The organism is Paracoccus sp. SM22M-07 (assembly GCF_001887735.1).
Classification (GTDB): Bacteria; Pseudomonadota; Alphaproteobacteria; order Rhodobacterales; family Rhodobacteraceae; genus Paracoccus.
This window is the reverse complement of sequence record NZ_JPKW01000006.1, coordinates 1-25998: the sequence shown is the minus strand read 5'-3', so window position 1 is coordinate 25998 and position 25998 is coordinate 1. Positions and strand designations below refer to the sequence as shown.

Annotated in this window: 22 protein-coding genes and 2 pseudogenes; 9 read left to right on the top strand and 15 right to left on the bottom strand. The window is 62.7% G+C overall.

What is annotated here, in order from left to right:
• Positions 1 to 13: 13 nt before the first annotated feature.
• The 6 genes from trpB to IE00_RS10660 all read right to left on the bottom strand — a co-directional run bounded on the left by trpB (position 14) and on the right by IE00_RS10660 (position 4542).
• Entirely contained in the window at positions 14 to 1240 is a 1227-nt protein-coding gene (gene trpB / locus IE00_RS10675) for a tryptophan synthase subunit beta (protein ID WP_072297110.1), read from the bottom strand.
• A 105-nt stretch (positions 1241 to 1345) separates the two neighbouring features.
• On the bottom strand, positions 1346 to 1921 hold the full coding sequence (locus tag IE00_RS10670; RefSeq protein ID WP_072297109.1) for a hypothetical protein: 576 nt from the start codon (positions 1919 to 1921) through the stop codon (positions 1346 to 1348).
• Between the two features lie 605 nt (positions 1922 to 2526).
• Positions 2527 to 2655, bottom strand: coding sequence for a hypothetical protein (locus IE00_RS20775; protein WP_256374816.1), 129 nt, complete (start codon positions 2653 to 2655; stop codon positions 2527 to 2529).
• A 157-nt stretch (positions 2656 to 2812) separates the two neighbouring features.
• A complete protein-coding gene (locus IE00_RS10665) occupies positions 2813 to 3361 on the bottom strand; it encodes a transglutaminase family protein (RefSeq protein ID WP_240493854.1) in 549 nt (182 codons plus the stop codon).
• Positions 3362 to 3446: 85 nt separating this feature from the next.
• On the bottom strand, positions 3447 to 3593 hold the full coding sequence (locus tag IE00_RS20125; protein WP_170864129.1) for a hypothetical protein: 147 nt from the start codon (positions 3591 to 3593) through the stop codon (positions 3447 to 3449).
• A 337-nt stretch (positions 3594 to 3930) separates the two neighbouring features.
• Complete coding sequence (locus tag IE00_RS10660) at positions 3931 to 4542, bottom strand: TetR/AcrR family transcriptional regulator (protein WP_072297107.1); 612 nt, start codon at positions 4540 to 4542, stop codon at positions 3931 to 3933.
• A 74-nt stretch (positions 4543 to 4616) separates the two neighbouring features.
• Between IE00_RS10660 and IE00_RS10655 the strand changes: the two genes are divergently transcribed.
• From IE00_RS10655 to IE00_RS10640, 4 genes are all read left to right on the top strand, one after another.
• On the top strand, positions 4617 to 6092 hold the full coding sequence (locus tag IE00_RS10655; RefSeq protein ID WP_072297106.1) for an MFS transporter: 1476 nt from the start codon (positions 4617 to 4619) through the stop codon (positions 6090 to 6092).
• Positions 6093 to 7130: 1038 nt separating this feature from the next.
• Positions 7131 to 7529: a DNA breaking-rejoining protein gene (locus tag IE00_RS10650; protein ID WP_072297105.1), complete on the top strand. Its 399-nt coding sequence runs from the start codon at positions 7131 to 7133 to the stop codon at positions 7527 to 7529.
• Positions 7530 to 7633: 104 nt separating this feature from the next.
• Positions 7634 to 7831, top strand: a complete 198-nt coding sequence (locus IE00_RS10645) for a hypothetical protein (RefSeq protein ID WP_139291401.1) — start codon at positions 7634 to 7636, stop codon at positions 7829 to 7831.
• 51 nt (positions 7832 to 7882) lie between these two features.
• Positions 7883 to 8272 (top strand): hypothetical protein, encoded by a 390-nt coding sequence (locus tag IE00_RS10640; RefSeq protein WP_072297104.1) that lies wholly within the window; start codon positions 7883 to 7885, stop codon positions 8270 to 8272.
• A 275-nt stretch (positions 8273 to 8547) separates the two neighbouring features.
• Here the strand turns inward: IE00_RS10640 and IE00_RS10635 are convergent, their stop codons facing one another.
• The 9 genes and pseudogenes from IE00_RS10635 to IE00_RS10595 all read right to left on the bottom strand — a co-directional run bounded on the left by IE00_RS10635 (position 8548) and on the right by IE00_RS10595 (position 18659).
• The gene (locus tag IE00_RS10635; RefSeq protein ID WP_139291410.1) at positions 8548 to 9216 is read right to left on the bottom strand and encodes an MFS transporter permease; all 669 of its coding nucleotides are present in this window, start codon (positions 9214 to 9216) and stop codon (positions 8548 to 8550) included.
• A 446-nt stretch (positions 9217 to 9662) separates the two neighbouring features.
• Complete coding sequence (locus IE00_RS10630) at positions 9663 to 10403, bottom strand: response regulator transcription factor (RefSeq protein ID WP_072297102.1); 741 nt, start codon at positions 10401 to 10403, stop codon at positions 9663 to 9665.
• A 9-nt stretch (positions 10404 to 10412) separates the two neighbouring features.
• The gene (locus IE00_RS10625; RefSeq protein ID WP_083554295.1) at positions 10413 to 12122 is read right to left on the bottom strand and encodes an ATP-binding protein; all 1710 of its coding nucleotides are present in this window, start codon (positions 12120 to 12122) and stop codon (positions 10413 to 10415) included.
• A gap of 51 nt (positions 12123 to 12173) precedes the next feature.
• On the bottom strand, positions 12174 to 12911 hold the full coding sequence (locus tag IE00_RS10620; protein WP_072297100.1) for a calcium-binding protein: 738 nt from the start codon (positions 12909 to 12911) through the stop codon (positions 12174 to 12176).
• Between the two features lie 260 nt (positions 12912 to 13171).
• Positions 13172 to 13437, bottom strand: a pseudogene (locus tag IE00_RS10615) (transposase); the annotation flags it as partial.
• 510 nt (positions 13438 to 13947) lie between these two features.
• A complete protein-coding gene (gene uxuA / locus IE00_RS10610) occupies positions 13948 to 15111 on the bottom strand; it encodes a mannonate dehydratase (RefSeq protein ID WP_072297099.1) in 1164 nt (387 codons plus the stop codon).
• 20 nt (positions 15112 to 15131) lie between these two features.
• The gene (locus tag IE00_RS10605) at positions 15132 to 15872 is read right to left on the bottom strand and encodes an FCD domain-containing protein (RefSeq protein ID WP_072297098.1); all 741 of its coding nucleotides are present in this window, start codon (positions 15870 to 15872) and stop codon (positions 15132 to 15134) included.
• Positions 15869 to 17662: a glycoside hydrolase family 2 protein gene (locus tag IE00_RS10600; protein WP_072297097.1), complete on the bottom strand. Its 1794-nt coding sequence runs from the start codon at positions 17660 to 17662 to the stop codon at positions 15869 to 15871. The genes IE00_RS10605 and IE00_RS10600 overlap by 4 nt, the downstream gene beginning before the upstream one ends.
• Before the next feature lie 16 nt (positions 17663 to 17678).
• Positions 17679 to 18659, bottom strand: a complete 981-nt coding sequence (locus tag IE00_RS10595; RefSeq protein WP_072297096.1) for a TRAP transporter substrate-binding protein — start codon at positions 18657 to 18659, stop codon at positions 17679 to 17681.
• 219 nt (positions 18660 to 18878) lie between these two features.
• Between IE00_RS10595 and IE00_RS10590 the strand changes: the two genes are divergently transcribed.
• The 5 genes and pseudogenes from IE00_RS10590 to IE00_RS10565 form a co-directional block, all read left to right on the top strand.
• Positions 18879 to 19400 (top strand): TRAP transporter small permease, encoded by a 522-nt coding sequence (locus IE00_RS10590; protein ID WP_072297095.1) that lies wholly within the window; start codon positions 18879 to 18881, stop codon positions 19398 to 19400.
• Positions 19397 to 20698 carry a TRAP transporter large permease gene (locus IE00_RS10585; protein WP_072297094.1) on the top strand — a complete coding sequence of 434 codons (1302 nt, stop codon included), beginning with the start codon at positions 19397 to 19399 and terminating at the stop codon, positions 20696 to 20698. Before IE00_RS10590 ends, IE00_RS10585 begins: the two co-directional genes overlap by 4 nt.
• Positions 20699 to 20705: 7 nt before the next feature.
• Positions 20706 to 23087: a TIM-barrel domain-containing protein gene (locus IE00_RS10580; RefSeq protein WP_072297093.1), complete on the top strand. Its 2382-nt coding sequence runs from the start codon at positions 20706 to 20708 to the stop codon at positions 23085 to 23087.
• The gene (locus IE00_RS10575) at positions 23080 to 24498 is read left to right on the top strand and encodes a mannitol dehydrogenase family protein (RefSeq protein WP_072297092.1); all 1419 of its coding nucleotides are present in this window, start codon (positions 23080 to 23082) and stop codon (positions 24496 to 24498) included. The genes IE00_RS10580 and IE00_RS10575 overlap by 8 nt, the downstream gene beginning before the upstream one ends.
• Before the next feature lie 395 nt (positions 24499 to 24893).
• A pseudogene (locus tag IE00_RS10565) lies at positions 24894 to 25998 on the top strand (IS3 family transposase); the annotation flags it as partial.

Genomic DNA, 25998 nt, shown 5'->3' with positions numbered 1-25998 from the left:
AGCCCCCCTCTCCTCAGGTGGTGATTTCGACGCCCAGATGTTTGGCGACGGTGAAGATGTCCTTGTCGCCGCGTCCGCACATGTTCATCACGATGATATGGTCGGCGGGCAGATCGGACGCGATCTTGATGACATGGGCCAAGGCGTGGCTGGGCTCCAGCGCGGGAATGATGCCTTCCTGGGCGCAGCACAGCTGGAAGGCAGCCAGCGCCTCGTCGTCGGTGATGCTGACATATTCGGCGCGGCCCATATCCTTCAGCCAGGCATGTTCGGGACCGATGCCCGGATAATCCAGACCCGCGCTGATCGAATGCCCCTCCAGGATCTGGCCGTCATCATCCTGAAGCAGATAGGTGCGGTTGCCATGCAGCACACCCGCACGCCCGCCAGAAAGGCTGGCGCAATGCTCCATCCGGTCGTCGACGCCCTTGCCGCCGGCCTCGACGCCGATGATGCCGACCTCCTTGTCGTCAAGGAAGGGATAGAACAGCCCCATGGCGTTCGATCCGCCACCGATGGCGGCCACCAGCGTATCGGGCAGACGGCCTTCGCGCGGCATGATCTGCTCGCGGACCTCCTTGCCGATGATCGACTGGAAGTCGCGCACCATGGCCGGATAGGGATGCGGACCGGCGACCGTGCCGATGCAATAGAAGGTGTCGCGCACATTGGTAACCCAATCGCGCAGCGCGTCGTTCATCGCGTCCTTCAGCGTGCCGCGACCGCTGGTCACCGGCACGACCTCGGCCCCCAGAAGGCGCATGCGGAAGACGTTCGGCGCCTGACGCTCCACATCATGGGCGCCCATGTAGACGATGCATTTCAGCCCGAAACGCGCGCAGACGGTGGCCGTTGCCACGCCATGCTGCCCCGCCCCGGTTTCCGCGATGATGCGGGTTTTCCCCATCCGGATCGCCAGCAGGATCTGGCCCAGCACGTTGTTGATCTTGTGGGCACCGGTGTGGTTCAGCTCGTCCCGCTTCATGTAGATCTTGGCGCCGCCCAGATGCTGGGTCAGCCGTTCCGCATAGTAAAGCGGCGATGGACGGCCGACATAATGCGTCCACAGATCATCCATCTGCGCGGCGAAAGCGGGGTCCACCTTGGCGCGCTCGTACTCCGCCTCCAGTTCCAGGATCAGCGGCATCAGTGTTTCGCTGACGAAACGGCCGCCATAGATGCCGAAGCGGCCCTGTTCATCGGGTCCGGTCTTGAAGCTGTTCAGCAGATCGTCGGCCATAGCGTGCGCCTTCGCGGTTGGGTTGGGACATGTTCGCCCCGTCTTAGCGGTGAAACCGCGCGGGGTGAAGCCCAAGCGGCCGGACATCGGGCCGCATCCCCGTCCCTATTCGTCATCACCCCGGCGCCGTCCGTCCGCATCGATCCACCAGCAGATGACGCGGCTGTCCTGAAGGGTGCGTTCATCGTCGCCCGCGGCTTTGCCCAAACCCCGATGCGCAGTCAGACCGGCGACCGAAACCTGACCCATCACGCCATGGCCCAATTGGGCATTCGCCAGCTTGTCGATCAGTTGGGGGGTGATTTCTTCCGGGGACGCGCATGCGGGATCGGCGATGATCGCGGCAAGCCGGGCGCGCCGGGCGTCGTCTTCGGCCAGCAGGCGCTGGACCTCGGCGCGGAAAGCCGGTTCGGTCTGGATATAGGCGGAGAGCGTGGGCAATTTCCTGGCGGCGGGCTTTTTCAACTTGATCCGACCCTGCTGGTACAGCGCCATCAGCAGCCGCGCCCCGATGGGCGAGGTCAGCGCCACCTGACCGTCGAAAAACGCCAGATCCCGGTCGTCCCTGTCCAACCGCACGTCGCCCGCGCGCCCCTCATGCACGGCTTTGCGCAATGCGGCCAAGGCTGGCGTACGATGAACGTCGGGAATCATGTCGATCACCGAAAGGGCGGGTTTCATCAGTTCTCGAATACCCCAAAGCATGGCGCCCTTACGTCTTTCAAAGAATTTGATCAGGCCGGATGCGGGGCCGACCGCCCGCCGGGCACAGAGGGTTCGAACCGCCGACGACCGGATCCCACATCGTCCAAGATCCTTATGTCCGATCTTTCATAATGCAAACGCCCAATCTGTCAAATCTGCATCGTTCAACAGGTTGGGCGGCGCGTGCAGACCGAAGCGGGCATGGTCATGCCCTGCCCTCCTTGGGTGACGTGGGTCCTGACGAAACTGTATCCGATTATGCGGGTGCTGTTTTATCGGTGGCTGCATAGGGTACAAGCCAGCCAGCCTGAATTGTCTTGAAACAAAGTCCGGCGCCGCCCGCACGCGCCTGTCGCAAGACCCACCAGGCAAAGAAGGCAGGCAGCCAGCTGATAGGTGAACTGGCCGCCGACCCGGTCAAAGGCGCAGCTTGCGCCGGCTTTCGATGCTCCGCTCAGCAAAGCTGGTTGCCTGGCTGAGCGTCATCCCAAGCTCCACGCAAGTGACGACGATCGATTGTGTGTCTTGCGCGTCCTCGACCAGGTGCGCGTCGCGTGACGCACGTGTCTCTGAGGCGTGGCTCATTTTCCAGCCCGGGCGACCGCATTGGACACAGCATCCTTGGTGCTGGGTGCAGCGGCGCTGCTCTTGGGCTTTTCCTTCTTGGGCTTTTTTTCGTCGCGTTTACGCTTGTTCATGCCCTTGGCCATGGTCGGCTCCTGTAAAGCCGTCGAAGGTTCGACGGACTTGGCATCTTAGACCTTCTGCCAAGGATAGATATGGAAATCGGCAGAGGCTGAGAAGCCACAGGTTGAACAACGGACAGCGCACCTGTTCGGCGCCGGATCAGCGGCAACTGGCACAGGCTCAGGAGGAGCCGGCCATGGCAAGGGTCAGCGCCGGCGCCTCGGGAAGATGCTCCAGCTGAGCCAAGACAGCAGCCTCGGTCACATCATCCGGCAGTTCATCTGTCCAGACCCTCAGCGATTCCAGCGTATAACTGCCAAACGACGTGACCATGGCGCCATCCGCCGCGTCGCGGCCCCGCACCATCAGGACACGACCGATCCTCGGGGTGTTGTACCGCGCATCGAAAGTGAACCAGCGATCCTCCAGATAAACCTCAAACCAAGCACAAAAATCGCCAGGACCGGATGGCGGAGCGCCGATATCGCCCAGATAGCCACTGGCATAGCGGGCGGGGATGTTCATGGCCCGGCACAGCGCGATCGCCAGATGCGCGAAATCCCTGCAGACGCCCGTCGCCTCGGACATGGCATGAACGGCGGTCTTCGTAGGGCGACCAAACTTGTAGCCGAAGGTCAGGTGATTGTGGACGAAGTTGCAGATTGCCTGCACCCGCGCCCAGCCAGGCCGTGTCGTTCCGAAAAGATCCCAAGCCTGCTGCGTCAGCACATCGGATTCGCAGTAACGGCTGGCTGTCAGGAAAGGGAGCGTCTCGGGCGGAAGATGCGCGATCTCATGCTGGCGTGCGTTCCAATCAAAGACGTCGGGCTGCCCGTCGACCTGGATCAGGTCGTCGGACCACAGCCGTGCTGGCCAGTTCGGCCGCCGTCTCCTCCCCCTTCAGGGCTTCCAGCGCGACCTTGGCCTTGAACTCAGGCGCGTGCTGCTGGCGTTTCGACATCTCTGATCTCCTTCTCATCGATGATCAGCTGACTGCAAATTCCTAGCTTATGTCGGTGGCCGAATTTAAGGGGGTCGCTCAGCCTGCGTTTTCACGGCTCGTGTCACGCCGGCCCCAGACACCTCGTTCTAGATAATCCTCGAACGCTGTATGAATGAGATGGCGCGCCGGATACGCGGTGTTCTGGCCGGTCTTCGTAACGACTGACACCGGCTGGACCAACGGATCGCTCAGATCTCCAAGGATATCAAAGACGTCAATTGGACCAAGGAAAGCTGCGTCCGGATCATGCCGATCTTCGGCGGCGGCTCGGTGAAGTCGACCGTGATGATCGCGGTTAACGTAAAGGAGGAAGCGCTTTACCGCCGGCGCGACTTTGCAGCTTAGGTGGGTTTGGTGCCGCCTCAGGCGTGGTCATCAACGTCGATTGAATGTCGCGATAGATCGCTGCCCATTCATCATCCGAGATGTTCAAAAATCCGAAATATCGCACGAAGAACGCCCCTTCGGTGGCCAGAAACGCAAGACGGGCCTGACGATCCTCTGGCACCGATGCATCAAGGGGGCGCATGCGCTGCCGGTACCAATCCTGTGTGGCACTGATAAATTCCGGCGACTGGAGCATGCCTGTCATCATGCTGGCGGCCTTGGCTTGGGCGGGGCCGCTGTCGGTGAATGTCGCGCCGACATGGGCATGGATCACGGCGACCGGCGTGGGATCGGGCGCGATCATCGTGGCAAACAGCGTCTCATAACTTTCCATCCAGCGACTGCAGAGCGCGTCGATCAGCGCCGCCTTGCTGGAAAAGGTATACTGGACCCCTCCCTTGGTGATGCCCGCCGCCTTGGCCAGGGAGTCGATGGTCAGCGCTGCGGCCCCGTGGGTGCGAACGATATCCTCTGCGAGGTCGAGAAGATTGTCGCGATCAACCGTTTTATGACGTCCCATCGTTCACCTTCTAATTACATACGTATGGATTTATATCATCGACGAATCTGGTGCAAGCCGAAGAGGAAAAAGAGATGAATTCGGGAAACCGTTGGCGTGTGCTGGCCGTGGTATCAAGCGCGCTGCTGTTGATCGTCATCGACATGACGGTGCTTTATACCGCCCTTCCGCGACTGACCGCAGAACTGGGCGCCACGCCGTCCGAAAAGCTTTGGATCATCAACGCCTATGCGCTGACGGTTGCAGGTCTGCTTCCCGCCTCGGGCGCGCTTGGCGACAGCTTCGGGCCGCGGGTGATGTTTCTTGGCGGTCTGCTAGTCTTCGGCGCGGCATCGTTGCTGGCCGCCTTCGCCCCGACGCCCGAGGTGCTGATCGCAGGCCGCGTCGCGCTGGCCATCGGCGCGGCCATGATGATGCCCGCGACCCTGGCCATCATCCGCCATACGTTCGAAGATGAGGGAGAGCGCAACCTTGCCATCGGGATCTGGGCCGCCGTGGCATCTGGGGGCGCGGCGTTCGGTCCGATCCTTGGCGGCATCCTGCTGGAATTCTTCTGGTGGGGGTCGGTGTTCCTGATCAACGTGCCGATCGTGCTGATCGCATTCGTGGCCGGCCTGCTGGTCGTGGGCAGGCAGGCCTCGGAAGGGGGCCACCCGTTCAGTTTCTCAGCCTCGGTGCAGATCATGGTGGGACTGATCGCGACAACCCTGGCAATCAAGGAATTCGGGAAACCCGCGCCGTCCTTTGCGCTGGCCTTCATCGCCGCAGCCGTCGGCGTCGGCTTTGTCATGCTGTTCATCCGTGGGCAGCGGCGGGCCACGCATCCGATGCTGGATCTGCGCGTCTTTGCCAATCCCGCGTTCAGCGGCGCCGTCATCGCCGCCTTGTTCGCGGCTGCCTGCCTGATGGGGCTGTCGCTGGCGTTGACGCAACGCTTCCAATTGGTCATGGGCCTGTCGCCCTTGCAGGCCGGCATCCAGCTGCTCCCCCTGCCTCTTGCGTCTTTCGTCGCCGGACCGCTGACGGGCCGTTTGATCCAGAGGATAGGAGACCGTACCCTGCTGCCCCTGGGCATGGCCGCAATCGCCCTGGGCCTCGGCCCGTATCTGCTCTCGATCCAGTCCCAGCCGGTCCAGATCCTGGCGCTTATCCTGGTCGGTGTCGGCGTGGGGATGACGATGACGACCGCATCGGCATCCATCATGCACAATGCGCCAAAGGAAAGCGCCAGCACGGCGGCTTCGGTCGAGGAGGTTTCCTATGAACTGGGCGGCGCCATCGGCGTCACGGTGTTCGGCAGCATTCTTGCCGCGGTCTATGCCCGCTCCTACCAAGCACCGCCCTCCGTGGCAGATGTCGGTCCGTTCGCATTGGGCATCGATCAGGCCCTGCAACATGCCAAGACCACCGGTGCCGACGCGACGGAGCAACTGATCTCTGCAGCCGGTGCGGCGTTCGACACGTCGTTCATCGCGGTCCTTGGCGCAGCCTTGGGCATGTTGGCCGTTGGCATCGCCCTGGTCGTCAGGATGAACAAGCGGACTGCGTAGTTTCCCGAGCCATTCTAAAGGCCACTTGTCGATTGCCGCGCCGCCGCCCACGCGCCGCTGTCGAAATGCTTTGGACTTGCCCAGCTTTGCCGGTGAACACCAACCAAGAAACCAAAAGGTGCTTTACGGGAAACGGGAACAGACCGGCGCCGGAGTTTCGGCGTGAAGCGGTGCGGCTGGCGCTGATGAGCGAGAGGTCGCGGATGATCTTGGTATCGGGCTTTCGACGCTGACGCAGTGGCTGAGCCAGGATCGTGATGTCAGCAAGCCGGGTGAGACACCCGCTGATCTGCATGCCGTGCTGAAGCGGCTGCGACGTGAGAACTCGATGCTGAAGCATTTGAGCCGGATCAGAAAGCGATCCGGAGGGCCGTTTTCCCGGCGAATGGCGACATTCCAACATAAGCCGCAGCCTTCATCGCGAAAGAGGGAAATTGAATCTCTTCGGCGTCATCGACGCAGAGAAGGCCAGTTTCCCGATCAGCCGGATGTGCCGAACCCTCGGGGTCAGTCAGAGCGGCTTATTCTTCGGACAGGTCCGACCGCCATGTCGCCGCGAGCAGCACATGGTCTACTTGGCCCATTGAGGCCTGCTCTGGACCCCTGCCGGTCTGCGCTGCGGCGCCGGTTCAAATCAAAGACCAAAACACCGCTCACATTTGGGTCGAAGACGTTGTCCTTCACCTCGCGGCGGATCGTCCCGGCCCATGACAGGATGACCGATAGACGAACCGGCTCTGCCTGCATGATCCCATGTCCGGTTGGTCACAGGCGCGCCAAGGACATCGAAAGACCCGCAACGCCAAAGCTGGTAATCTGCGGGCGGCCTGCCCTGTTCAGAAGCCGCAACCTTTTGGTGCGGTTGAACAGCCCCTACTCAAGCCTCGGCGGGGCGCAGGCCATGACCCTCTCCTCCACGCCCCGTCGCCTTCCGTTCAAGGACAGGTTTCAACACGGGAACGAAGTTCCAACATGTGCTAAATTCGGCGTTGTCACGGACGCAAGAAAACGTCGTCAAACAGGGGGGGGTATATCCAGATGAAACGACATATCGCATGGCTGACCGCGGTCACGATACTGGCAGGCGGTCCGACAGGCGCCGACACCGTCCGCCACGAAACGGTCCGTTTGGCCCGCGGCACCTCGGGGACCACGCTGACGGGGCAGGTCCGCGGCTATGACAGCGTCCAATATGCGTTGGGGGTGACGGCGGGCCAGACGCTGGACGTGCAGCTGGATGGCAACAATTCCAGCCTGTATTTCAACGTCACCGCCGCCGGTTCCAGCGCCGCGCTCTATAACAGCTCGATCGACGGGAACGGCGCGTCGATCACCATCCCCTCCAGCGGGACCTATCTGATCGACGTCTACCTGATGCGCAACGCCGCCCGGCGCAACGAGACTGCCACCTATTCCCTGCCGCTCTATGTCGAATAACCCAAAGCCTTGGAGTCCTCAATGAGACATGCGGCCCATCTGCTGGCCGCCCCGGCCTTGACCGCCTGCGACGACACGGCTGTCGCCCGATCGGGTCGTGGCGATTGTCACATGCACGTCGCGACCCGCAAGCGGGCGATGGCCTGTCGGCAAATGACCCGCCGACCGTCATAGAGGTCGCCAGTGCATCGCCCCTGCGGTACGGTTCGGGCATCCAGATGTTCGTCATCCATACCGGCCAGAACATGGGCATCCGGCGCACAGACGGCAGCTATAGCGTGACCAAGCTCCATCATGGCTGACCGGATGCCTTGCCCACCTGCCGTACCCCGGGTGCTCTTCACATGAACGCCATGCGCGATTTCCCCTTCTGCACCGACCGGCCGGTGGCGCTAAGCGGCCGGGAGTGGCTGATCCTGTTGGGGGCGCTGGCGGTTGGCTTTGGCCTTCTGTCCGCCGCGCCCCTGATGGGGTTTCCGGCAAGCGCGATCCCCCCGCTGCTGTTTCTGGGGATGCCGCTGCTGGCGCTGCGACGCGTGGCGGGGCGACATTGGACGGTGCTGTTCGGACCGATCGGGCCACGGCAGGTCGCGCAGTTGGTCCTGTTCGGCCTGCTGACGCTGGCCCATGTTGTGACGCGCAATCTCTGGGTTTCCGCCGAGACGCATATCCTGAACGACTGGTCCGGTTTTCTGGCGGCCTTTGCCTTCGCACACCTGCCCATCGGACCCGATCCCGTCTGAGGCAGAAGAGCCCGCGCCATCCGCATCCAAACCCAGCCACGGGCCGCGCTTGCAGCCCTCCACCCCCTTGGCCCGGCAAATCGTATGGGCGGCGGCACTCCACGGTTATGGCCTGTCTCTCCAGGCTGATCCGGCTGGTAAAGCTGGCGCAGGCCATCGCCGCACTGACCCCTTAATCGGACCCGCCAGTTGCGACGATTCTGGACGTGATGTGCCCGCCGGCGCGACCGCCATCCTGCCGACTGTTATCCCTGGCCGAACCCTGAAGGCCGGTCCTAGAGATCGACGGGCAGCGGTTCGGTCAAAAGCGACAGCAGCATGGCGATCACGAAGCTGGTCGATCCCAGCACCAGCGCCAGCACGGTCTGTCGGAGGGCCCGGCCGCGGGTGATGCCGCGGTGGTCCATGAACCCCCGCATCAAGGCGCCGGCATACCATATCAGACCCGCCATAAAGATCGCCCAGGCCGCGGCATCGGACCAGCCTGCGGATGACTTGCCCAGCATCAGCGCGACGTCCAGCGCCAGGACCGCCGGCACCGTCACATAGCATTGCGCATAGAACATCGGTCGCAATGTCTCTCGCGACAGACGCAGCCCTGCCAGGCGGACATGCTGAAGGCCCAGCAATATCGGAAAGAGGCTGAACGCGACGGCACGAAAGACCAGCAGGTTGCGGGTATCGCCCAAAATGCCGGACAGGATCACGCTGTCCTGAAAGACCCCCGTCTGGATCAGATGCATCAGAAGCAGTGTCAGAAACAGGAAGATCGGGGGGCTGAGGGCGTCCTGAAACTGCGCTTCGGGGGGCTTGTTCAGTTCGCTCTCGGCATAGCCGATCATCGCCAGCGGATGTTTGAGACATCGCCACAATGTCAGCGGATAGAAGACCAACCACGAGACGACCTCGTAGAGCAGCTGCTCGGCCGACCGCAGGAGGTTCATGAAATCCAAGCGAACAATCCTCTGTCAGCACCTCAATCCCACGCAGCAGGCTAGTTGTTGCCAAGATGCCAATCAACGATCAGTTTCTGCAAAGGGCTTTCGGTCCGAGATGGCACATAAGCGATCTTGATGCCGCACGGACCCCTGTCCGATGTCGGAGGGCCCGCCCTTAGGGTCAGATGCCTATCAAACTGCTGGTGGGGACCCTCTGCCTACGCGACCGCACGCGCAGCAGCCATTGCAGATGTCGTTGACGGGCATGCGTTTGGGCGCGATCCAACCGCACTTTGCCCATGGCGGTCGGGTAGCCGCATCAAGGGGCCAGTTGCCCCAACCCGGACGCGGGTCCAGTGTTCAATGTGCCGGGTGATGCGACTGTTCGCCGTGCTGCGGACACGCAACCCAGGTCTCTCAGTGGTCCCCCTTCAACGCCAGCATGACGGCGATTAGCCCGATGGGGGCTTCTGCTGCGGTGCGTTCGTCAGATCGACTGGTCGATCCGGGATTTCTGCATCCGCCGACAAAAGGTATCCCATCCCGCGAAGCGTATGCAAAAGCGGAGAGGCGTTTTCCTCTTCAAGCTTCAGGCGAAGATAGCGGATATAGACCTCGACGACCTTCGTCCCCGGATCGAAACCCAGGCCCCAGACCGCGTTCAGCAATTGGGCCCGGCTGACGACCGCACCCGCATTCTCCATCAGATAGCGAAGCAGCGCGTATTCGCGGGGGGTCAGATCCAGGCGCCGGTCGCCGCGCGACACGCGGCGCGTCATCGGATCAAGGACCAGGTTGCCAACCCGCAATTCGGCCTGGTGCCGGCGCAGGTCGCCGCGGCGCAACAGCGCCTCGATCCGGGCCACGAATTCATCGAACGAAAAAGGCTTGGCCAGGTAATCATCGGCCCCGGCGCGCAATCCGCCGATGCGGTCGCCGATGGCGTCGCGCGCGGTCAGCATCAGGATGCGGATGTCGATCTGTTCCGACCGAAGTTGGCGGCAGATCTCGATCCCGTCCATATCGGGCAGCATCCGGTCCAGGATCACCAGGCTGAAATCACCCCGGCGCGCCAGGGCCAGCCCGGCCAGCGCCGTCACCGCCACCTCGACGCTGTGACCTTCGGCCTCGAGGCCGCTGCGCACGAAGCGGGCGATCCGGGCGTCGTCTTCGACCAGAAGAAGCTGGGCCACGATGCGATCCTAACCGGTCAAGGGAAGGCGGATCGACACCATCGTGCGGCCCGCGTCGCTGGACAGCGTGATCGTGCCCCCGTGGGTATCGACGATCCATTTGGCGATGGACAGTCCCAGGCCGCTCCCCTCGATCGGCAACGTCTTGCGACCGCGATAGAAGCGGCTGAACAGGAAGGGCACCTCGGCCATAGGGATGGTCGGGCCATGATTGGCCAAGGTGAAGACCGCCGCGTCGCCGTCGCGGGTCAGGCGCAGGGCGACCTGGGTGCCGGGGGTCGCGTATTTCACGGCATTGTCCAGCACGATCAACAGGGCCTGGCCAAGACGCCCCGCATCGGCCTGGACCCGAAAGGGCCCCTCGTCGATGAGAACATCGAAGGATATATCACGGTCGCGGGCCAGGATGCGCGCTTCGGCCAGCATCACATCGACCACCGGGGTCAGGTCCAGGGGCGCAATGTCGAACCGGACCGCGCCAACCTCGGCTCGGGCCAGAAACAGCAGATCCTCTACCAGGCGACCCATCTGGCGCGCAATCTCGGCCACGCGGACCAGTGCCTCGTGGCGCACGGCATCCGACTGTCCCGCGCGCAGGGCCACCTCGGCCTCTCCGCGCAGGACCGTCAGGGGCGTTCGCAGTTCATGACTGATATCGGTAAAGAACAGCATGCGCATCTGGTCCAGACGCTGCAGGCGGCCATTGGCTTCGGCCAGTTCCGCAGTCCGGCGTGCGACCTCATCTTCCAGCCCCGCCTGCACCGTCAGAAGCCGCTGCTTTTCAACCCCCAGCCGGTCGGCCGAACGGTTGACCTGGCGCGCCAGATCGCCCAGTTCCCCGGGCAGATCCTCATCCAGATGGCCCGAAAAGTCCCCTGCCCCAATGGCGCGCGTCGCAGCGACGAACTGCGCCAGGGGACGGCGCAGACTGCGCGACAGCGCGGCCCCCGCCAGCACCGCGATCATCACGGCAAAGCTGCAGACGATGCCGACCAGCCAGGTCAGCTGGGCTTCCAGCCGGTTCGTGCGCTGTTCGATCCGGGCCAGTTCGACCTCCTCCTCGCGCAACGAAACAGCGACCAGCCGCTCCAGCTCGGCGTCCAGCCCCTCCTCGATCGAATTGCGAAACAGCGTCAATGCCTCGTCCGTACGATCGTCCTCGCGCAAGAGCAGCAGCCGCTGCGCAGTCTGATCGATGCGTTCGAACAGCGAGCGCATCTGGACCACGCGGACACGCTCGATCTGCTTGGCTGCGGCATCGTCCTGATCGCGGATCAGCGCCAGCTCCTGTTCGATCAAGCCTTGCAATTCGCCGAAATCCGAATCGACATCGGCGCGCGCCTCGTTGAAATCGTCGATGACCGTCCGACCCAACAGCAGCAGCTCGGCGATATTCTCGGAATACCGATTCAGGTGGCCAGAGAGGCGGACGATGGTTCCCAACTGCCGCCCCGCCACCCGGTCGCGATCGATATAATGGTCCAGCCGCTCGATCGCGAACAGTGTCGCGCAGGCGCTGATCGCCAAGGCGCCGACGATGATCGTCTGAAAGACGGCGATCCGCCGACTGAGCGTCGGACGCCAGCGGCGAAAGGCCGTTCCTGGACGGAACAGGACGGCCGCCATCCCGCGGCCGTCCCGGTATCCTGTCTTGGTTTCAGAGCGTTCGGGATGCACCATCGCGGCCTTTGCAGTCACATCGGTTGCTGCCATTGTCATCCCATCCCCTTGGCCGCCGGGTCAAGGTCCGTGAAGGCCCCGTGGCGCCGATCAGAACAGGAAGTCGTCGTTGTCCAGGCTGGACATCCGAACGTCCTCCAGCCGGACGGTGCCTTCGTTGAAGGTAAAGACGACATCATCGCCGACCTGCCTTGCCCGCGCCATCGCCTGAGAGAAATTACCGACCGAGGTCAGCCCCGACAGGTCCAGATCGTCGTCGCCGCTTTCGAAATCGGTGATCCGGTCGCTGCCGCGGGAAAACACGAACTGGTCGGCACCCTCGCCCCCCGTCAGGATGTCGTTGCCAGCCCCCGCGATCAGCAGGTCATTGCCCTCGCCGCCGGTCATCCGGTCGTTGCCTGCGCCGCCATTCAGCGTGTCGTTGCCCTCGCCGCCGGTCAGAAGGTCGGCGCCGGCACCGCCGGTCATCCGATCGTCACCAGAACCGCCGTCCAGCGTGTCGTTCCCGGAGCCACCGTCCAGCGTGTCATTGCCCTCACCAAGAGAGATGCGGTCGTTTCCGGACCCGCCATAAGCGGCATCATTGCCGCTCTCGTCGGTGATCACGTCACTGCCCGCATCGCCCCACATGCGATCCTCGCCCTTGCCACCGGCGATGGTATCGGCGCCATCGCCGCCATAGATCCGGTCTTCGTCGTCATCCCCGAACAGTCGGTCGTTCCCGCCAAGGCCGCGCAGCAGGTCGGCGCCGTCGCGTCCGCGGATGACATCGGCCAACGTCGTGCCGGTCAGATTGTTTGCTTCGTCGGTACCATTGATGTTTGCCATGATATCCTCGGGTCAAAGAAAGCCTGTCACGGAATGCGTTCAGGTCGTTAACCAGACGTAGGACAGGTCCCGGGTCGCGGCACAGCGTAAAGCACATGACGCGCCTGTTTCTCACCAAACTATAACCTTCAGCTTACCAGCCCCATCTGTTCAGCCCGACGGTTGGCGCAATTCAATCGAGGCAACGTCACGCGGGCCACATCAAGCCGATCAGCTGATCGGCCCGGATCGATATCCCTGAGTCCATCTTGCACCACGGCCGGGCAGTCCAGACCAGCCATCTCGGGGAGGCGGCGACCATTCCGGTCGTTTGCGAAAACTGCAGGCCGAAGAGCACATTGATCGTCAAACAGAACTGGATGGCGGCGTCGGAGAAGACCGGCGGACGTCCGGGCTCGACTGCCTTCGGCGCAAGCCAGTCCATGTCACGGTCCAGCCAGACGAGCAGAGATCCGCGCCGCTTCAGCGCGTCGCAATAGGATTTCCAGTTGGTCGTACGGTAGAGGGCGGGGTCGGACTTGCTCATGGCTGGCTCTCAACCCACCAGATTCACGCCGTGAACCCCGCAAGCTGATGGGCCCTGCAACAACGCCCATGGTGCGGAACCTTGATTGCCAAGTCGCAGACCTGCGGCTCCGTATCGCCGTACTGGATGGATACACCGCGCTCAGCATACCTATTGCAAAGGCTCTAAGATAAGTCTGTCCAAGGAACGATAAACCTCGGCCATCACATAATTTGTGCGACGGAGCCGCAGGAATATAAAGATCCCAGGATCGAAATCGAGGTTTTGCTTAATCCCCGGGGCTGGACACCAAACCCAAAGCCGATGTCCCGACACTGGTCAAGCGGAAGACCGGCACCAATGACAATTCCAAGGCCGCCTCCGTGATCGTGTGCGGACGCGTTGCCCAGACGCAGGGCGGGCCGACCGTCATCGACAGGCCCGGATCGATCGGCCATACCCACAAGCCGGACGAATACACCGAACATTCGCAAACGAATGCCTGCGACGGCTTCCTGCCGCCCGTGGCGATCAGGGGCGATACATCAAGGCATGGATGACGCCTCGAATTTCGGCAAGGCCGCGCAGCCGGCCAATAGCCGGATAACCGGGCGCACCGCCCCTGCGGTGATGATCGTCCAGCAACTGGTGTCCGTGATCGGGGCGGAAGGGCAAGGCAATCCCCCGATCCTGCTGGATTTGCAAGGCAGCAGCGATGACGGCAACCATAGCGACATCGCCATTCAGATGGGATGCCTCGTGGAAGGACAGGCCGTCTGCCTCGCGCCGCGTGGCCCGCAGATGCAGAAAGTGGACGCGGTCGCCATGCGCCCGCAGCATGGCGGGCAGGTCATTCTCTGGGCGCACGCCATAAGACCCGGTGCAGAAGGTGAACCCATTGGCGGGACTGTCGCTGATCCGGGCGATAAAGGCCATGTCGTCAGCTGTCGAAACGATGCGCGGCAAACCGAGGATCGGTCGCGGAGGATCGTCGGGATGAATGGCCAGTACGACGCCCGCCTCTTCTGCCGCAGGCAAAACATGATGCAGAAAGGCTGCCAGATTGGCGCGCAATGCGTTGGCGTCGATGCCGGCGTAATCAGCCAGTCGCGCCCGGAACAGGTCCGGCGTGTAGCTTTCTTCGGACCCCGGCAGACCGGCAAGAATGGTATCGGTCAGCGCCTGTACCGCATCCGGCGTCAGGGACGCCGCACGTTCATCGGCCGCCCGACGGATCGCATCGGGGTGATCGCCAGCGGCACCTTGGCGCTGCAGCACGTGGATGTCAAAGACCGCGAAATCGACGGCATCGAACCGCAGGCAGCGTGCGCCGTCGGGCAGCAGATAGCTTAGATCCGTCCGCGTCCAATCCAGCACCGGCATGAAGTTGTAGCAAACCGTCCTGATCCCGCAGGCGCCCAGGTTCCGCAAGCTTTGCGCCCAGGCATCGGCATGGCGTTCCCAACCGGGGCTGGCCGTCTTGATGTCTTCGTGAACGGGTATGCTTTCGACGACATCCCATGTCAGGCCCGCATCCTCGATCATCCGTTTGCGGTCCATGATCTGGTCGCAGGGCCAGACGGTGCCATTGGGCAGATGGTGCAGGGCCGTGACGATGCCGGTGGCCCCCGCCTGGCGGATTTCGGACAAGGTCACGGCATCATTCGGGCCGAACCAGCGCCAGGTCTGCTTCACGTCATTCTCCTGTTTTCAGATCAGAGCGCTTTCAAGGCGCGGGTGGTCGAGAAAAGATAGCCGTCGAACCCCGGGTCATCGGGATCGGACAGCTGCATCAGCGTCGCGCTGACGTTTGCGATGTGATCCGCCATCGCCTTGCGGGCGCGTGCGCTGTCGCGGGCGCGCAGGGCGTCCAGCACATCCTGGTGATCGTCCAGCCAGCGTGCGCGATAGGTGTCATCGAAAATCCGGCTGTGCAGTTGCGCCCACATGCGGCTGCGACTGCGACGGTCCCACAGTTCGGTCACGGTGCGAAGAAGAACGCCGTTCTGCGATGCCTCGGCGATCAGCAAATGAAAGCGACGGTCCCCCGAATAATCCCCCGAACCGTCCGAGATGCCTTGGCGTTCCTGATCCAGCGCATCGCGCATGGCGGTGATATCGGCTTTGGTGACCGTGGCGGCGGCCAGCCCTGCCACGGCGCTTTCGATGACCATCCGTGCCTCGAGCAATTCGAACGGACCGATGTCATCCGTCACGACGGTCGCATCGGTCGCGGGCTCCATCAGGTAGATCCCCGATCCCTGCCGGACCTGGACCAGCCCTTCCACCTCGAGCATGATGATCGCGTCGCGAACAAGGCTGCGACCCACATCCAGCCGCAGCGCGATCTGGCGCTCGGTCAACAGGCGGTCACCAGGCTTGAACCCTTCGGCACGGACAAGCGCGCGCAGTTCAGCCGCGACGTCCTGATACCGGCGTTGGGCCTGCGCGGTCATGAATCCCTCCGATCGGCATAAAAGCGGGCAAGAACGTCGAAAGCGGCTTTGCGGGTCACCTTGTCGGCTGCGATCAGCCCCTTGCGGTTCCAGCCACGCTGAAAGATGCCCTGCCGACGCTCGGTCCGAAAATCATAGAGCACCCAAGGCGACATGCCCTTGATGTAATCCAACCGGGACAAGGTCGCGATCTGCTTGCGATAGATCTCGGTCTGATAGCTTTCGGAAAACAGCCCCGTCGCCGGACCGTGCGGCGTGATATCGGCATCGGCGCCCGTTTCGGAAATCACCACGGGTCGGTCGGGACGGGAATTGCGCCCGATGCGTTCCAGATCGTCGAAATCCTCGTCGTACCAACCGTAATATTCGTTGATGCCGATGATATCCAGATGCTGCGCCAGCCGGTCCTCGATCCGAAGGGTCTGATGATTGATCAGGCACGCAGCGGCGATCAGCCGGGTGGGGTCCATGTCGCGGGCCAGGTCTGCAAGGTCCGACATGAAGGACAGGCGCGCATCGGTATCGGGGTTTTCATTGCCCACGGACCAGATCACGACCGAGGCACGGTTCCGGTCCCGCCGGATCAGTTCGGCCAATTGGTTGCGGGCATCGGTCTGCGTGGCGGGGTTGGCGAAATCGATGGCCCAGTACACGGGGATCTCGGCCCAGATCAGGATGCCGCGTTCATCCGCCATGCGGGCCGCGTCCTCGTGATGGGGGTAGTGGGCCAGACGCATGAAATTGCAGTTCAGCGCCTGCGCGTGATCGAAACGGCGTGCCAGATCCTCATGGTTGGTGACCTTGCCCAGCTTTTCGTCATCCTCATGAACCGCGATGCCACGCAGCCAGATCGGCTTGCCGTTCAGCAGGATATCCGTCCCACGGCGTTCGATCTGGCGAAAGCCCACGCGGTCCGTCACACGGTCGGCCCCTGCGGTCATTTCGACATGATACAGGACCGGATCCTCGGGGGACCACAAGCGCGGCTCGGCTACGATGTCCACCGTCGCGCGACCATCGGTCAGCGGGATCGTGGCATCCGTCAGCCCTGCGATGGTCAGTTGCGCGCTGTCGGCGCCTTCGACATGGATCTGGACCCGCAGCCGATCATAGCGGCCCGGTGCCAGCGCCACGAACAGGTCGCGGATCACCACCTTGGGCGTGCGATACAACGACACCTCGCGATAGAGGCCACCGTAGTTGAACCAGTCGGTGTTCTGCATCGGCAAGCGATCAGGCCTGCGACGGTTTTCGACGAAAAGCATCAACCAGTTGCGCCCTTCCCGGGCCTTGCCGGTCAGTTCCACGAAGAACGGCGTCGAGGCACCCACATGGTCGCCCAGAAATTCGCCGTTCAGAAACACCTTGCAGTCATAGCTGGCCGCCCCGACCCGCAGGAACAGGCGGCCATCGTCATCCGCCCCAAGGTCGGCTGCGTCCAGATCGACGGCACGCGTGTACCACGACCCGCCTTCGAAAAAATACCAGCGGTCGTGAAGCATCTGCCAGCAGGACGGGACCGGCACCGTGTCGCCCATATGAGGATCGTAGTCCCAAGGCTCGGTCCGGTCGGCGGGATCGGCGGGCGGCAGGGCGAACCATTTCTGACGAAGCCCGGTATCCAGCAGATCGACACAGAAATTCCACGCGCCATCCAGCGATCGCGCCTGCCGACCGCCGATGAAGATCATCCCCTCGGCGGTCAGATCGCGCCTGTCATATGGCGCGGCATAGGCCTCGTCGTGAAGGGCCGCCAATGCGTTTTCGGCAAGATCTGAACGTTCCAGCATGGCGGCCCTCCTTGGCTTAGGGTGCAGATGCGCGGATCTGTTCGATCAGCGTTCCGATTTCAGGATTGGCGGAGGCTGCCTCGTCGTACATGGGCTGCACGGCCTCGATGAAGGGGGCCTTGTCGACCTGGTGGATTTCCACGCCCATCTCGGATTGTGCATCCTCGATCGCCTTGTCGGACGCGATCTTCCATTCCTCTCCGTGGCTGATCATCGAATTGCGGGCCGCGGTGGTCAGGGCGGTCTGCTCGTCAGGCGTCAATTCCTCCCACGCACAATTCGACATGAAGACGACCGAGGGGATCAGCGTATGCTCATCCATCGAGAAATGCTTGGCAACCTCGCCGTGCCGCGCGGTCGTCAGTGCGGTGGGGTTGTTCTCGGCCCCGTCCACGACGCCTTGCTGCAGGGCGGAATAAAGCTCACCCCAGCCGATCGGCGTTGGGTTGCCGCCCAGCAGTTCGATCATCCGCACGGCCGAGGGGCTGGGCTGAACGCGCATCTTGACGCCCTTCAGGTCGTCCGGCGACAGGATCGGCTTGTTGGCATAGAACGACCGGGCGCCTTCGGTGTAATAGGCCAAACCTCGGATGCCCTGCTCGATGCCCGAATCCAGGATCTGCCGCCCCAGGTCGCCTGCGATCACCTGATCGAAATGCTCCTCGCTGGCGAACATGTAGGGCAGGTTGAAAACGGCGTAGGACGGCACGAAGGCCTCGAGTTCAGCCGCATTCGACCGCGCCATGTCCAGCGAACAGTTCTGCACCTGCTCGGTCGACTCGCGCTGCGATCCCAACTGGCCGTTGGCATAGATGCGGATCTTGACGGAACCGCCGGTGGCTTCCTCGACCTCATCGGCCATGCGCTGCATGGACAGATGGACCGGGTGATCCTCGGGGTTGTTGTGGTTCAGGCGCAGGGTCCGGGCCTCGGCCAGGGCGGTCATCGCCACCAAGGCCAGGGCAGAACCGCAGGTCAGTCTGGTCGCTATCTTCATTCGTTCCTCCCATGAAAGGTCGGGTGGCCGCCCGTTCATCCCGACCGCCCGTTATCCCGCAACAATTCATCCACCAAACATAGAACTTGTCAACCAATTAGCATAAATTGGTTGACCAATTGGGGATGTAGGGTCATGTTTCGGCAAATCGGGTACGCCCGTGCTTGGAGAGGGAGGATCGCAAATGACCAGCCGTTGCTTGCAAAGGGGACCCAACCCATGAGGCGTATCGCGGATACGCTCTTGCGGTCGGGGATCATCGTTGTTTTCCTGATCCTGCTGGTCTGCGTCAGCTGGCAAGTCTTCAGCCGCTATGCCCTTGGCACCCCATCCACCGTCACCGATGAACTGGCGCGTTTCCTGTTCATGTGGCTGGCCCTGGTCGGGGGTGCCTATACCTATGGTCAGGGGCGCCATCTGGCCATCGACCTGCTTCCCACGTCGCGGAGAGGTCGCACGCGTCGCCTGAACGAGGTGCTGATCACCCTGTTGATCGCCGCTTTCGCCCTGATCGTCATGCTATGGGGCGGCATGCAGCTGGTGCAGCGTACGCTGGCATCGGGACAGATATCGCCGACGCTGCGCATTCCGATGGGCTGGGTCTATGGCGCGGTCCCGCTGTCGGGCGCGATCATCGCGGCCTATGCGGCGGGGAACCTGACGCTGATCGCGCGGGGCGGCACCATCTTCAACCCGCCCGAGGACATCCCCCTTCCCCCCGAACCGGAGGCCAAGCGATGAACTGGTCCGCAATCGTCCTCTTTGCATCTTTCGGGGTGTTGATGGTGGTGGGCGTGCCCATCGCATTCGCCATCGGCATCGCATCGGCGCTGACATTCCTGTTGTTCATGTCCTTCGACCAGACGATCTTCATCGTCGCCCAGCAGATCGTGTCGGGGCTGGACAGCTTCACCCTGCTGGCAATTCCCTTCTTCATTCTGGCCGGCAACATCATGAACCGGGGCGGCATCGCGCTGCGCCTGATCGAATTCGCCAAGGTTCTGGGCGGCCGCCTGCCCGGCGCGCTGGCGCATTGCAACGTCATCGCGAACATGATGTTCGGCGCGATTTCCGGATCAGCCGTTGCATCGGCTGCGGCCGTAGGCGGCGTGATGGCGCCGCTGCAGCGGAAGGACGGATACGACCCGGCCTTTTCGGCAGCCGTGAACATCGCATCCAGTCCGACCGGCCTGCTGATCCCGCCCTCGACCACGCTGATCGTGTTTTCGCTGATCACCGGGGGGACGTCGATCTCGGCGTTGTTCGTGGCGGGTTACCTGCCGGGGATTTTGCTGGGGCTGTCGCTGATGATCGTGGCGGGCTTCATCGCCAAGCGACGCGGCTATCCGCTGGCCCCGCGCCCCAGCATGGCCGAGGTTCGCCACCGGACGCTGGACGCCATCCTGCCGCTTGGGCTGATTGTCGTCATCATGGGTGGCATCATCGGCGGCATCTTCACCGCGACCGAGGCTTCGGCAGCCGCCGTCATCTATTCGTTGGTGCTGGCATTGTTCTGGTACCGAGAGATCGGCCTGCGCGACCTGCCGCGGATCTTCCTGGAAAGCGCGGTGACGACGACGGTGGTGCTGCTGATGATCGGAACGTCGATCGCGATGTCGCGGGCCATGGCATATGGCGACATCCCGTTCGCCTTGTCGGACTATCTGCTGTCGCTGTCCGACAACCCGCTGGTGATCCTGCTGGTCATCAATCTGGCGCTGCTGGTCATCGGCACCTTCATGGACATGACCCCTGCCCTGCTGATTTTCACGCCGATCTTCTTTCCGGTGGTATCCGACTTGGGCATGGATCCCGTTCATTTCGGAATCATGATGACGCTGAACCTGTCCATCGGCATCTGCACGCCGCCCGTGGGATCGGCGCTGTTCGTCGGCTGTTCGGTCGGCGGCGTGCCCATCGCGAAGGTGATCCGACCGATGCTGCCGCTTTATGCCGCCATGATCGTCCTGCTGGCTGCCGTGACCTTCATTCCCGAAATCAGCCTCGCCTTGCCGCGCTGGCTTCTAAACTACGGTTGATGCCCCGATGAAGACTTTGAAGAACTGGACCCTTGCCGGACGTGACGGCGCAACTGTCACGCTGGATGTCGATCGGGGCCGTCATCTGCGGATCGCAGTGCTGGAAGATGACCTGTTTCGCGTGTCGTTGATCGGATCGCAGGGTTGGCGGCTGGACCGAAGCTGGTCCATCGCCCCAGCCGGGGATGTTCCCTTCGAGGGCCGCCACAGGGATCTGAACGATGGGTTCACCTGCCCCGATTTCACGTTGACCGAAACGGATGAGAGCCTTGTCATCCAATCCGCCACCATCCGTCTGACCGTGCTGCGGCCATTGCAATTGCAATGGCAGGCGCGCATCGGCGATGAATGGCACAGCTTCGCACAAGATCGACCCACCGGCGCCTATATGGCCGACAGCCGCACCTGCGCCCATGCGCATTTCCTGCGTCGGCTGCCGGACCAGCAGATCTATGGCCTTGGCGAAAAGGCGGGCGATCTGGAACGGTCCGGCCGCCGGTTCGAGATGCGCAACCTCGACGCCATGGGCTATGACGCCGAACGCACCGATCCGCTTTACAAGCATATTCCCGTGACGATGACGCGAACGGCGGATGCCGGGGCATTTTCGGTGTTCTACGACAATCTTGCCAGCTGCTGGTTCGATCTGGGCAACGAGCTGGACAACTATCATGCCCCCTATCGCGCCTATCGGGCCGAGGATGGCGATCTGGATTACTATATGGCCTGGTCGCCCGATCTTGCCGGGCTGACGCGTCGTCAGGCATGGCTGTCCGGTGGGACGGCGTTCCCGCCGCGTTGGGCGCTTGGCTATTCCGGGTCGACCATGTCCTATACCGATGCCCCGGACGGGCAAGCGCGGCTGGAAGGGTTCCTGGACAGCATCGCTGAAAATGACCTGCCCTGCGACAGCTTTCAGATGTCGTCGGGATACAGCTCTATCGGGGCCAAACGCTATGTGTTCCACTGGAACACCGACAAGTTCCCCGACATCGACGCAATGTCCGCGCGTTTCGCCGACAGCGATCTGCACCTGATCGCCAATATCAAACCCTGCCTGCTGCAGGATCACCCCCGCCACGCCGAAGCCCTGTCCGCCGGTCTGTTCATTCGCGACAGCGAAAGCGATGCCCCCGAGATCTCGGTCTTCTGGGACGACGAGGGGTCGCATCTGGACTTTACCAATCCTGACACCATCGCGTGGTGGAAGGCCAATGTCACATCTCAGTTGCTGGATCACGGCATCGGGTCGACATGGAACGACAACAACGAATACGAGATTTGGGACGGCGGTGCGCGCTGTCACGGCTTTGGCCAGCCCATCGACATTGGGCTGATCCGCCCGTTGCAGCCGGTTCTGATGACGCGCGCCTCGCGCGATGCGCAGGTGGATCACGCGCCGGATCGCCGCCCCTATCTGATCAGCCGGTCGGGCGCACCGGGCATCCAGCGCTATGCCCAGACATGGACGGGCGACAACCGCACGGAATGGAAGACCCTGCGTTACAACAACCGCATGGGGCTTGGGCTGTCGATGTCGGGCATCTTCAATATCGGCCATGACGTCGGCGGCTTTTCCGGCCCCCGCCCTGAACCGGAACTGTTCGTGCGGTGGGTCCAGAATGGCATCTTCCACCCCCGTTTCACCATCCATTCATGGAACGAGGATGCCACCGTCAACGAACCCTGGATGTATCCGCAGGTCATGCCCCAGATCAGGGCGGCGCTGGCGCTGCGATACCGCTTGGTCCCCTATCTCTATACGCTGCTGTGGCAGGCGGTGACCAACCATGAACCGATGCTGCGTCCGACGCTTATGGATCACGACGCGGATCCGAATTGCCGCCGCGAATGCGACGAGTTCATGCTGGGCCGTGATCTGCTGGTGGCCAGTGTCATCGAAGAAGGTGCGACGACGCGCAGCCTGTGGCTGCCCGACAACGGCACCGGCTGGTGGGATTTTCACACAGGCATCCACCATGAGGGCGGTCAGCAGATCACCCTGCCGGTCGATCTGGCTTCGATGCCGCTGTTCGTGAGGGCGGGGGCGGTCCTGCCGCTGTCGACTGGCGCCATGCGGGCGGATCCATCACTGGACGGTGACCGCGTGTTGGCCATCCACCCCGCGCCCGGAGATTTCGTGGATGCCGCGATTCTCTATGAGGACGACGGCGATGCCGTTGATGCATTGCAGGGGAACCATTGGCAGCTGTCGATGGCCCTGCGCGGCGATGCACAGACCATTGATCTGACCCTGCGCGCGCAGGGCGGATGGCGCCCGCATTTTGACCGGTTGCATCTGACCCTGCCCGCATCCGAGACACGCAAGCTGCGCGTGAACGGACAAGATGCCGACAGCATCCTGCTGAGGGACATTCCCCATGGCTGACACGAACACCCCTGCCCTGCAGCCGCGTATCCTGCACCTTGGTTTTGGTGCCTTCGCCCGTGCGCATATGATGGTTTACCTGCAGGACCTGCGCGATGCTGGCGGCGATTGGGGCGTCATCGCCTGCCGGCTGAATTCCGGCGTCGAGGGACTAAATGCGCTGCAGGCGGCAGGTCTGGAATATGACGTGCTGGCCACTGATGATACCGGCACCCAAACCCGACGCATCACGACGCTTGCTGGAACACTGCACCCCGCCCAAGATGGCATCGACGCGGTGCTGGCGCGCATCGCAGATCCGTCGCTGGCAATCATATCGCTGACGATCACTGAAAAGGGCTATGCCCTGCGAGAGGGAAGACTGGATCGCGACCATACCGCGATCCGCGCCGATCTTGCCGATCCCGACCACCCGTGCAGCGCCATCGGCGTCATCGTGGCGGGTCTGGCGGCGCGCCGGGCGGCTGGACATGGCGGGCTGTCGGTGCTGTCTTGCGACAACCTGCCCCATAATGGCGCTCTGGCCCGACGGGCAGTGCTGGATTTCGCGGACATGCGCGATGCCGATCTTGCCGCTTGGATCGAGAGGAACGTCAGCTTCCCCGCCACGATGGTCGATCGCATCGTGCCCGCGCTGGACGATGCCGCGCTGGACCTGATCGCCGCCACGACTGGCCGAGCTGATCGCGAAAGCATCGTGACCGAACCGTTTCGCCAATGGGTCATTCAGGATAATTTCGCCGCCGGTCGCCCCGATTGGGCGCGGGCCGGGGCTCAACTTGTCCCCGATGTCGCGCCCTACGAGGAAATGAAGCTGCGGATGCTGAACGGCGCGCACAGCTTTCTGGCTTGCGTCGGGCAATTGTCCGGGTATCGCACTGTGGCCGACTGCATGAATGACACTGTCCTGCGACAGGCCACGCTTCGGCTTATGCTGAACGAACAGGCCAGGACGCTGAAGCCCTTGGACGGGATCGACCTGGAAGTCTATTCCCGGCGGCTGATCGAACGATTTTCCAACAGCCGACTGCATCACCGCACCGCGCAGATCGCCACAGACAGCAGTGCCAAGCTGCCGCAGCGGCTGGTCGCACCCGCCGCCGACCATGTCGCCGCGGGGCGTCCCTGGCCGCTAACTGCCTTGGCCATCGCGGGATGGATGCAGCTGGTGCGTCACACTGTGTCGCAGGGAAACGCCCTTTCGGATCCCATGCGCGATGTTTTGGCCGACACCGTGGCTCGCACTCAGGACGGCGCCGAGTTCATCGATGCCATGCTGCAACTGAGAGAAGTCTTTCCCCCCGATCTGGCCGCCAATCCCCGTTTTGCCATCCCGATCCGTGACGCCTACCAAGCGCTGTTGAAAGGCGGCCCCGCGCCCATCCTGTCCAATTTGGCGGAGCCTGCATGACAAGGTCTTGCAGACCCGATTTCCCGATGGATACCCCGGCGGCACAACACCGCTGTCACAATGTGGCGGCAAACCCGCCGAGCATCGATTCCGCGACCATTTGCCCCGCCGAAACTGCTTAAGATCGCCACTGGGACAGTTTGGGGCAACTGTGGCTGGGGCATCACTCCTATAAATGGCGCTTGATGCGTTGGCGGGTGTTGAGGGGCGGCTGATCACCGGCGATGGTTCAGCCCGAGAATGAATTCGATGCTTCCGCGCAGGTCAAACCTCGCTTGATGATGAAACCCGTCCATCACTGGTCACATTTGGAACTGAGCGCCGCTCTTAAATTCGGCCACTGACATAAGCTACGAATTTGGGTCAGCTGATCTTCGAGGGGAAGGAGATCAGAGATGTCGAAACGCCGGCAGCAGGCGCCTGAGTTCCAGGCCAAGGTCGCGCTGGAAGCCCTGAAGGGGGAGGAGACGGCGGCCGAGCTGGCCGGCCGGTTCGGGGTGCATCCGACGATGATCGATCAATGGAAGCGAGCCCTGCCGGAAGGGGCCTCCGGGGTGTTCGAGCGCGGAGGCCGCAAGAGGCCCGAGATTGGCGAGGAGCAGGTAAGGGAGCTCCACGCCAGGATCGGGGAGCTGGCGGTGGCCAACTCTTTTTTGGGAACCAAAGCTGAAGCCCTGGGGCGGGAAGTGATGAGGCATTGGAACGCCATGGGTCCGAGAGACGATGCCGAACGGCATGATCGAGCCCGACCACCCGGACCTGTCGATCGGCCAGCAGTGCTGCCTGCTGTCGATCGCGCGCTCGTCTTTCTCCTCCACGCCAAGGGCGAGACGGCGCTGAACCTCGGCCTGATGCTGATGGACGAGCAGTTCCTGGACACGCCGTTCTTCGGCGCCGGGCAAATGACCTGGCATCTGCCGTCGGCTGATGCGCCTCATGCGTCCGATGTCGATCTACCCAAGACCCGATACCAGCAGGCCGGCGAGGAACCACAAGACCTATCCCTGTCTGCCGAGAGGGTTGCGGGTGGACCGGCCCAACCAGGTCTGGTGCCGGGACATCACCTATCTGCCGATGCGGCGTGGGCTTTTCCTATCTGGTGGCCAGTTTGGACCGGTTCACGCGCAAGGTGCTGGCCTGGCGCATCTCGAATACGCTGGAAGCCGAGTTCTGCAAGCGGCCCAGAACCAGGCCATCCATACGTTCGCCCCGCCCGAGATCATGAACACCGACCAGGACAGCCGGTCCACGTCCTTTACCAGGACGGACCGACTCCGCCAATCAGGGGTGCGAATATCGATGGATGGGAAAGGCGTTCGCAGGCTCACCCTCGACACCATCTTCATCGAGAGGCTGTGGCGGAGCCTGAAATACGAATGCGTTTCCTTGCATGCCTGGGAGACCGGATCGGAGACGAAAGCGGCCATCAGGCCATGGATGACCTTCAACAATCACCAGCGCCCTCACTCAGCCCTCGGCGCCAAGCCACCGGCGCTGGTC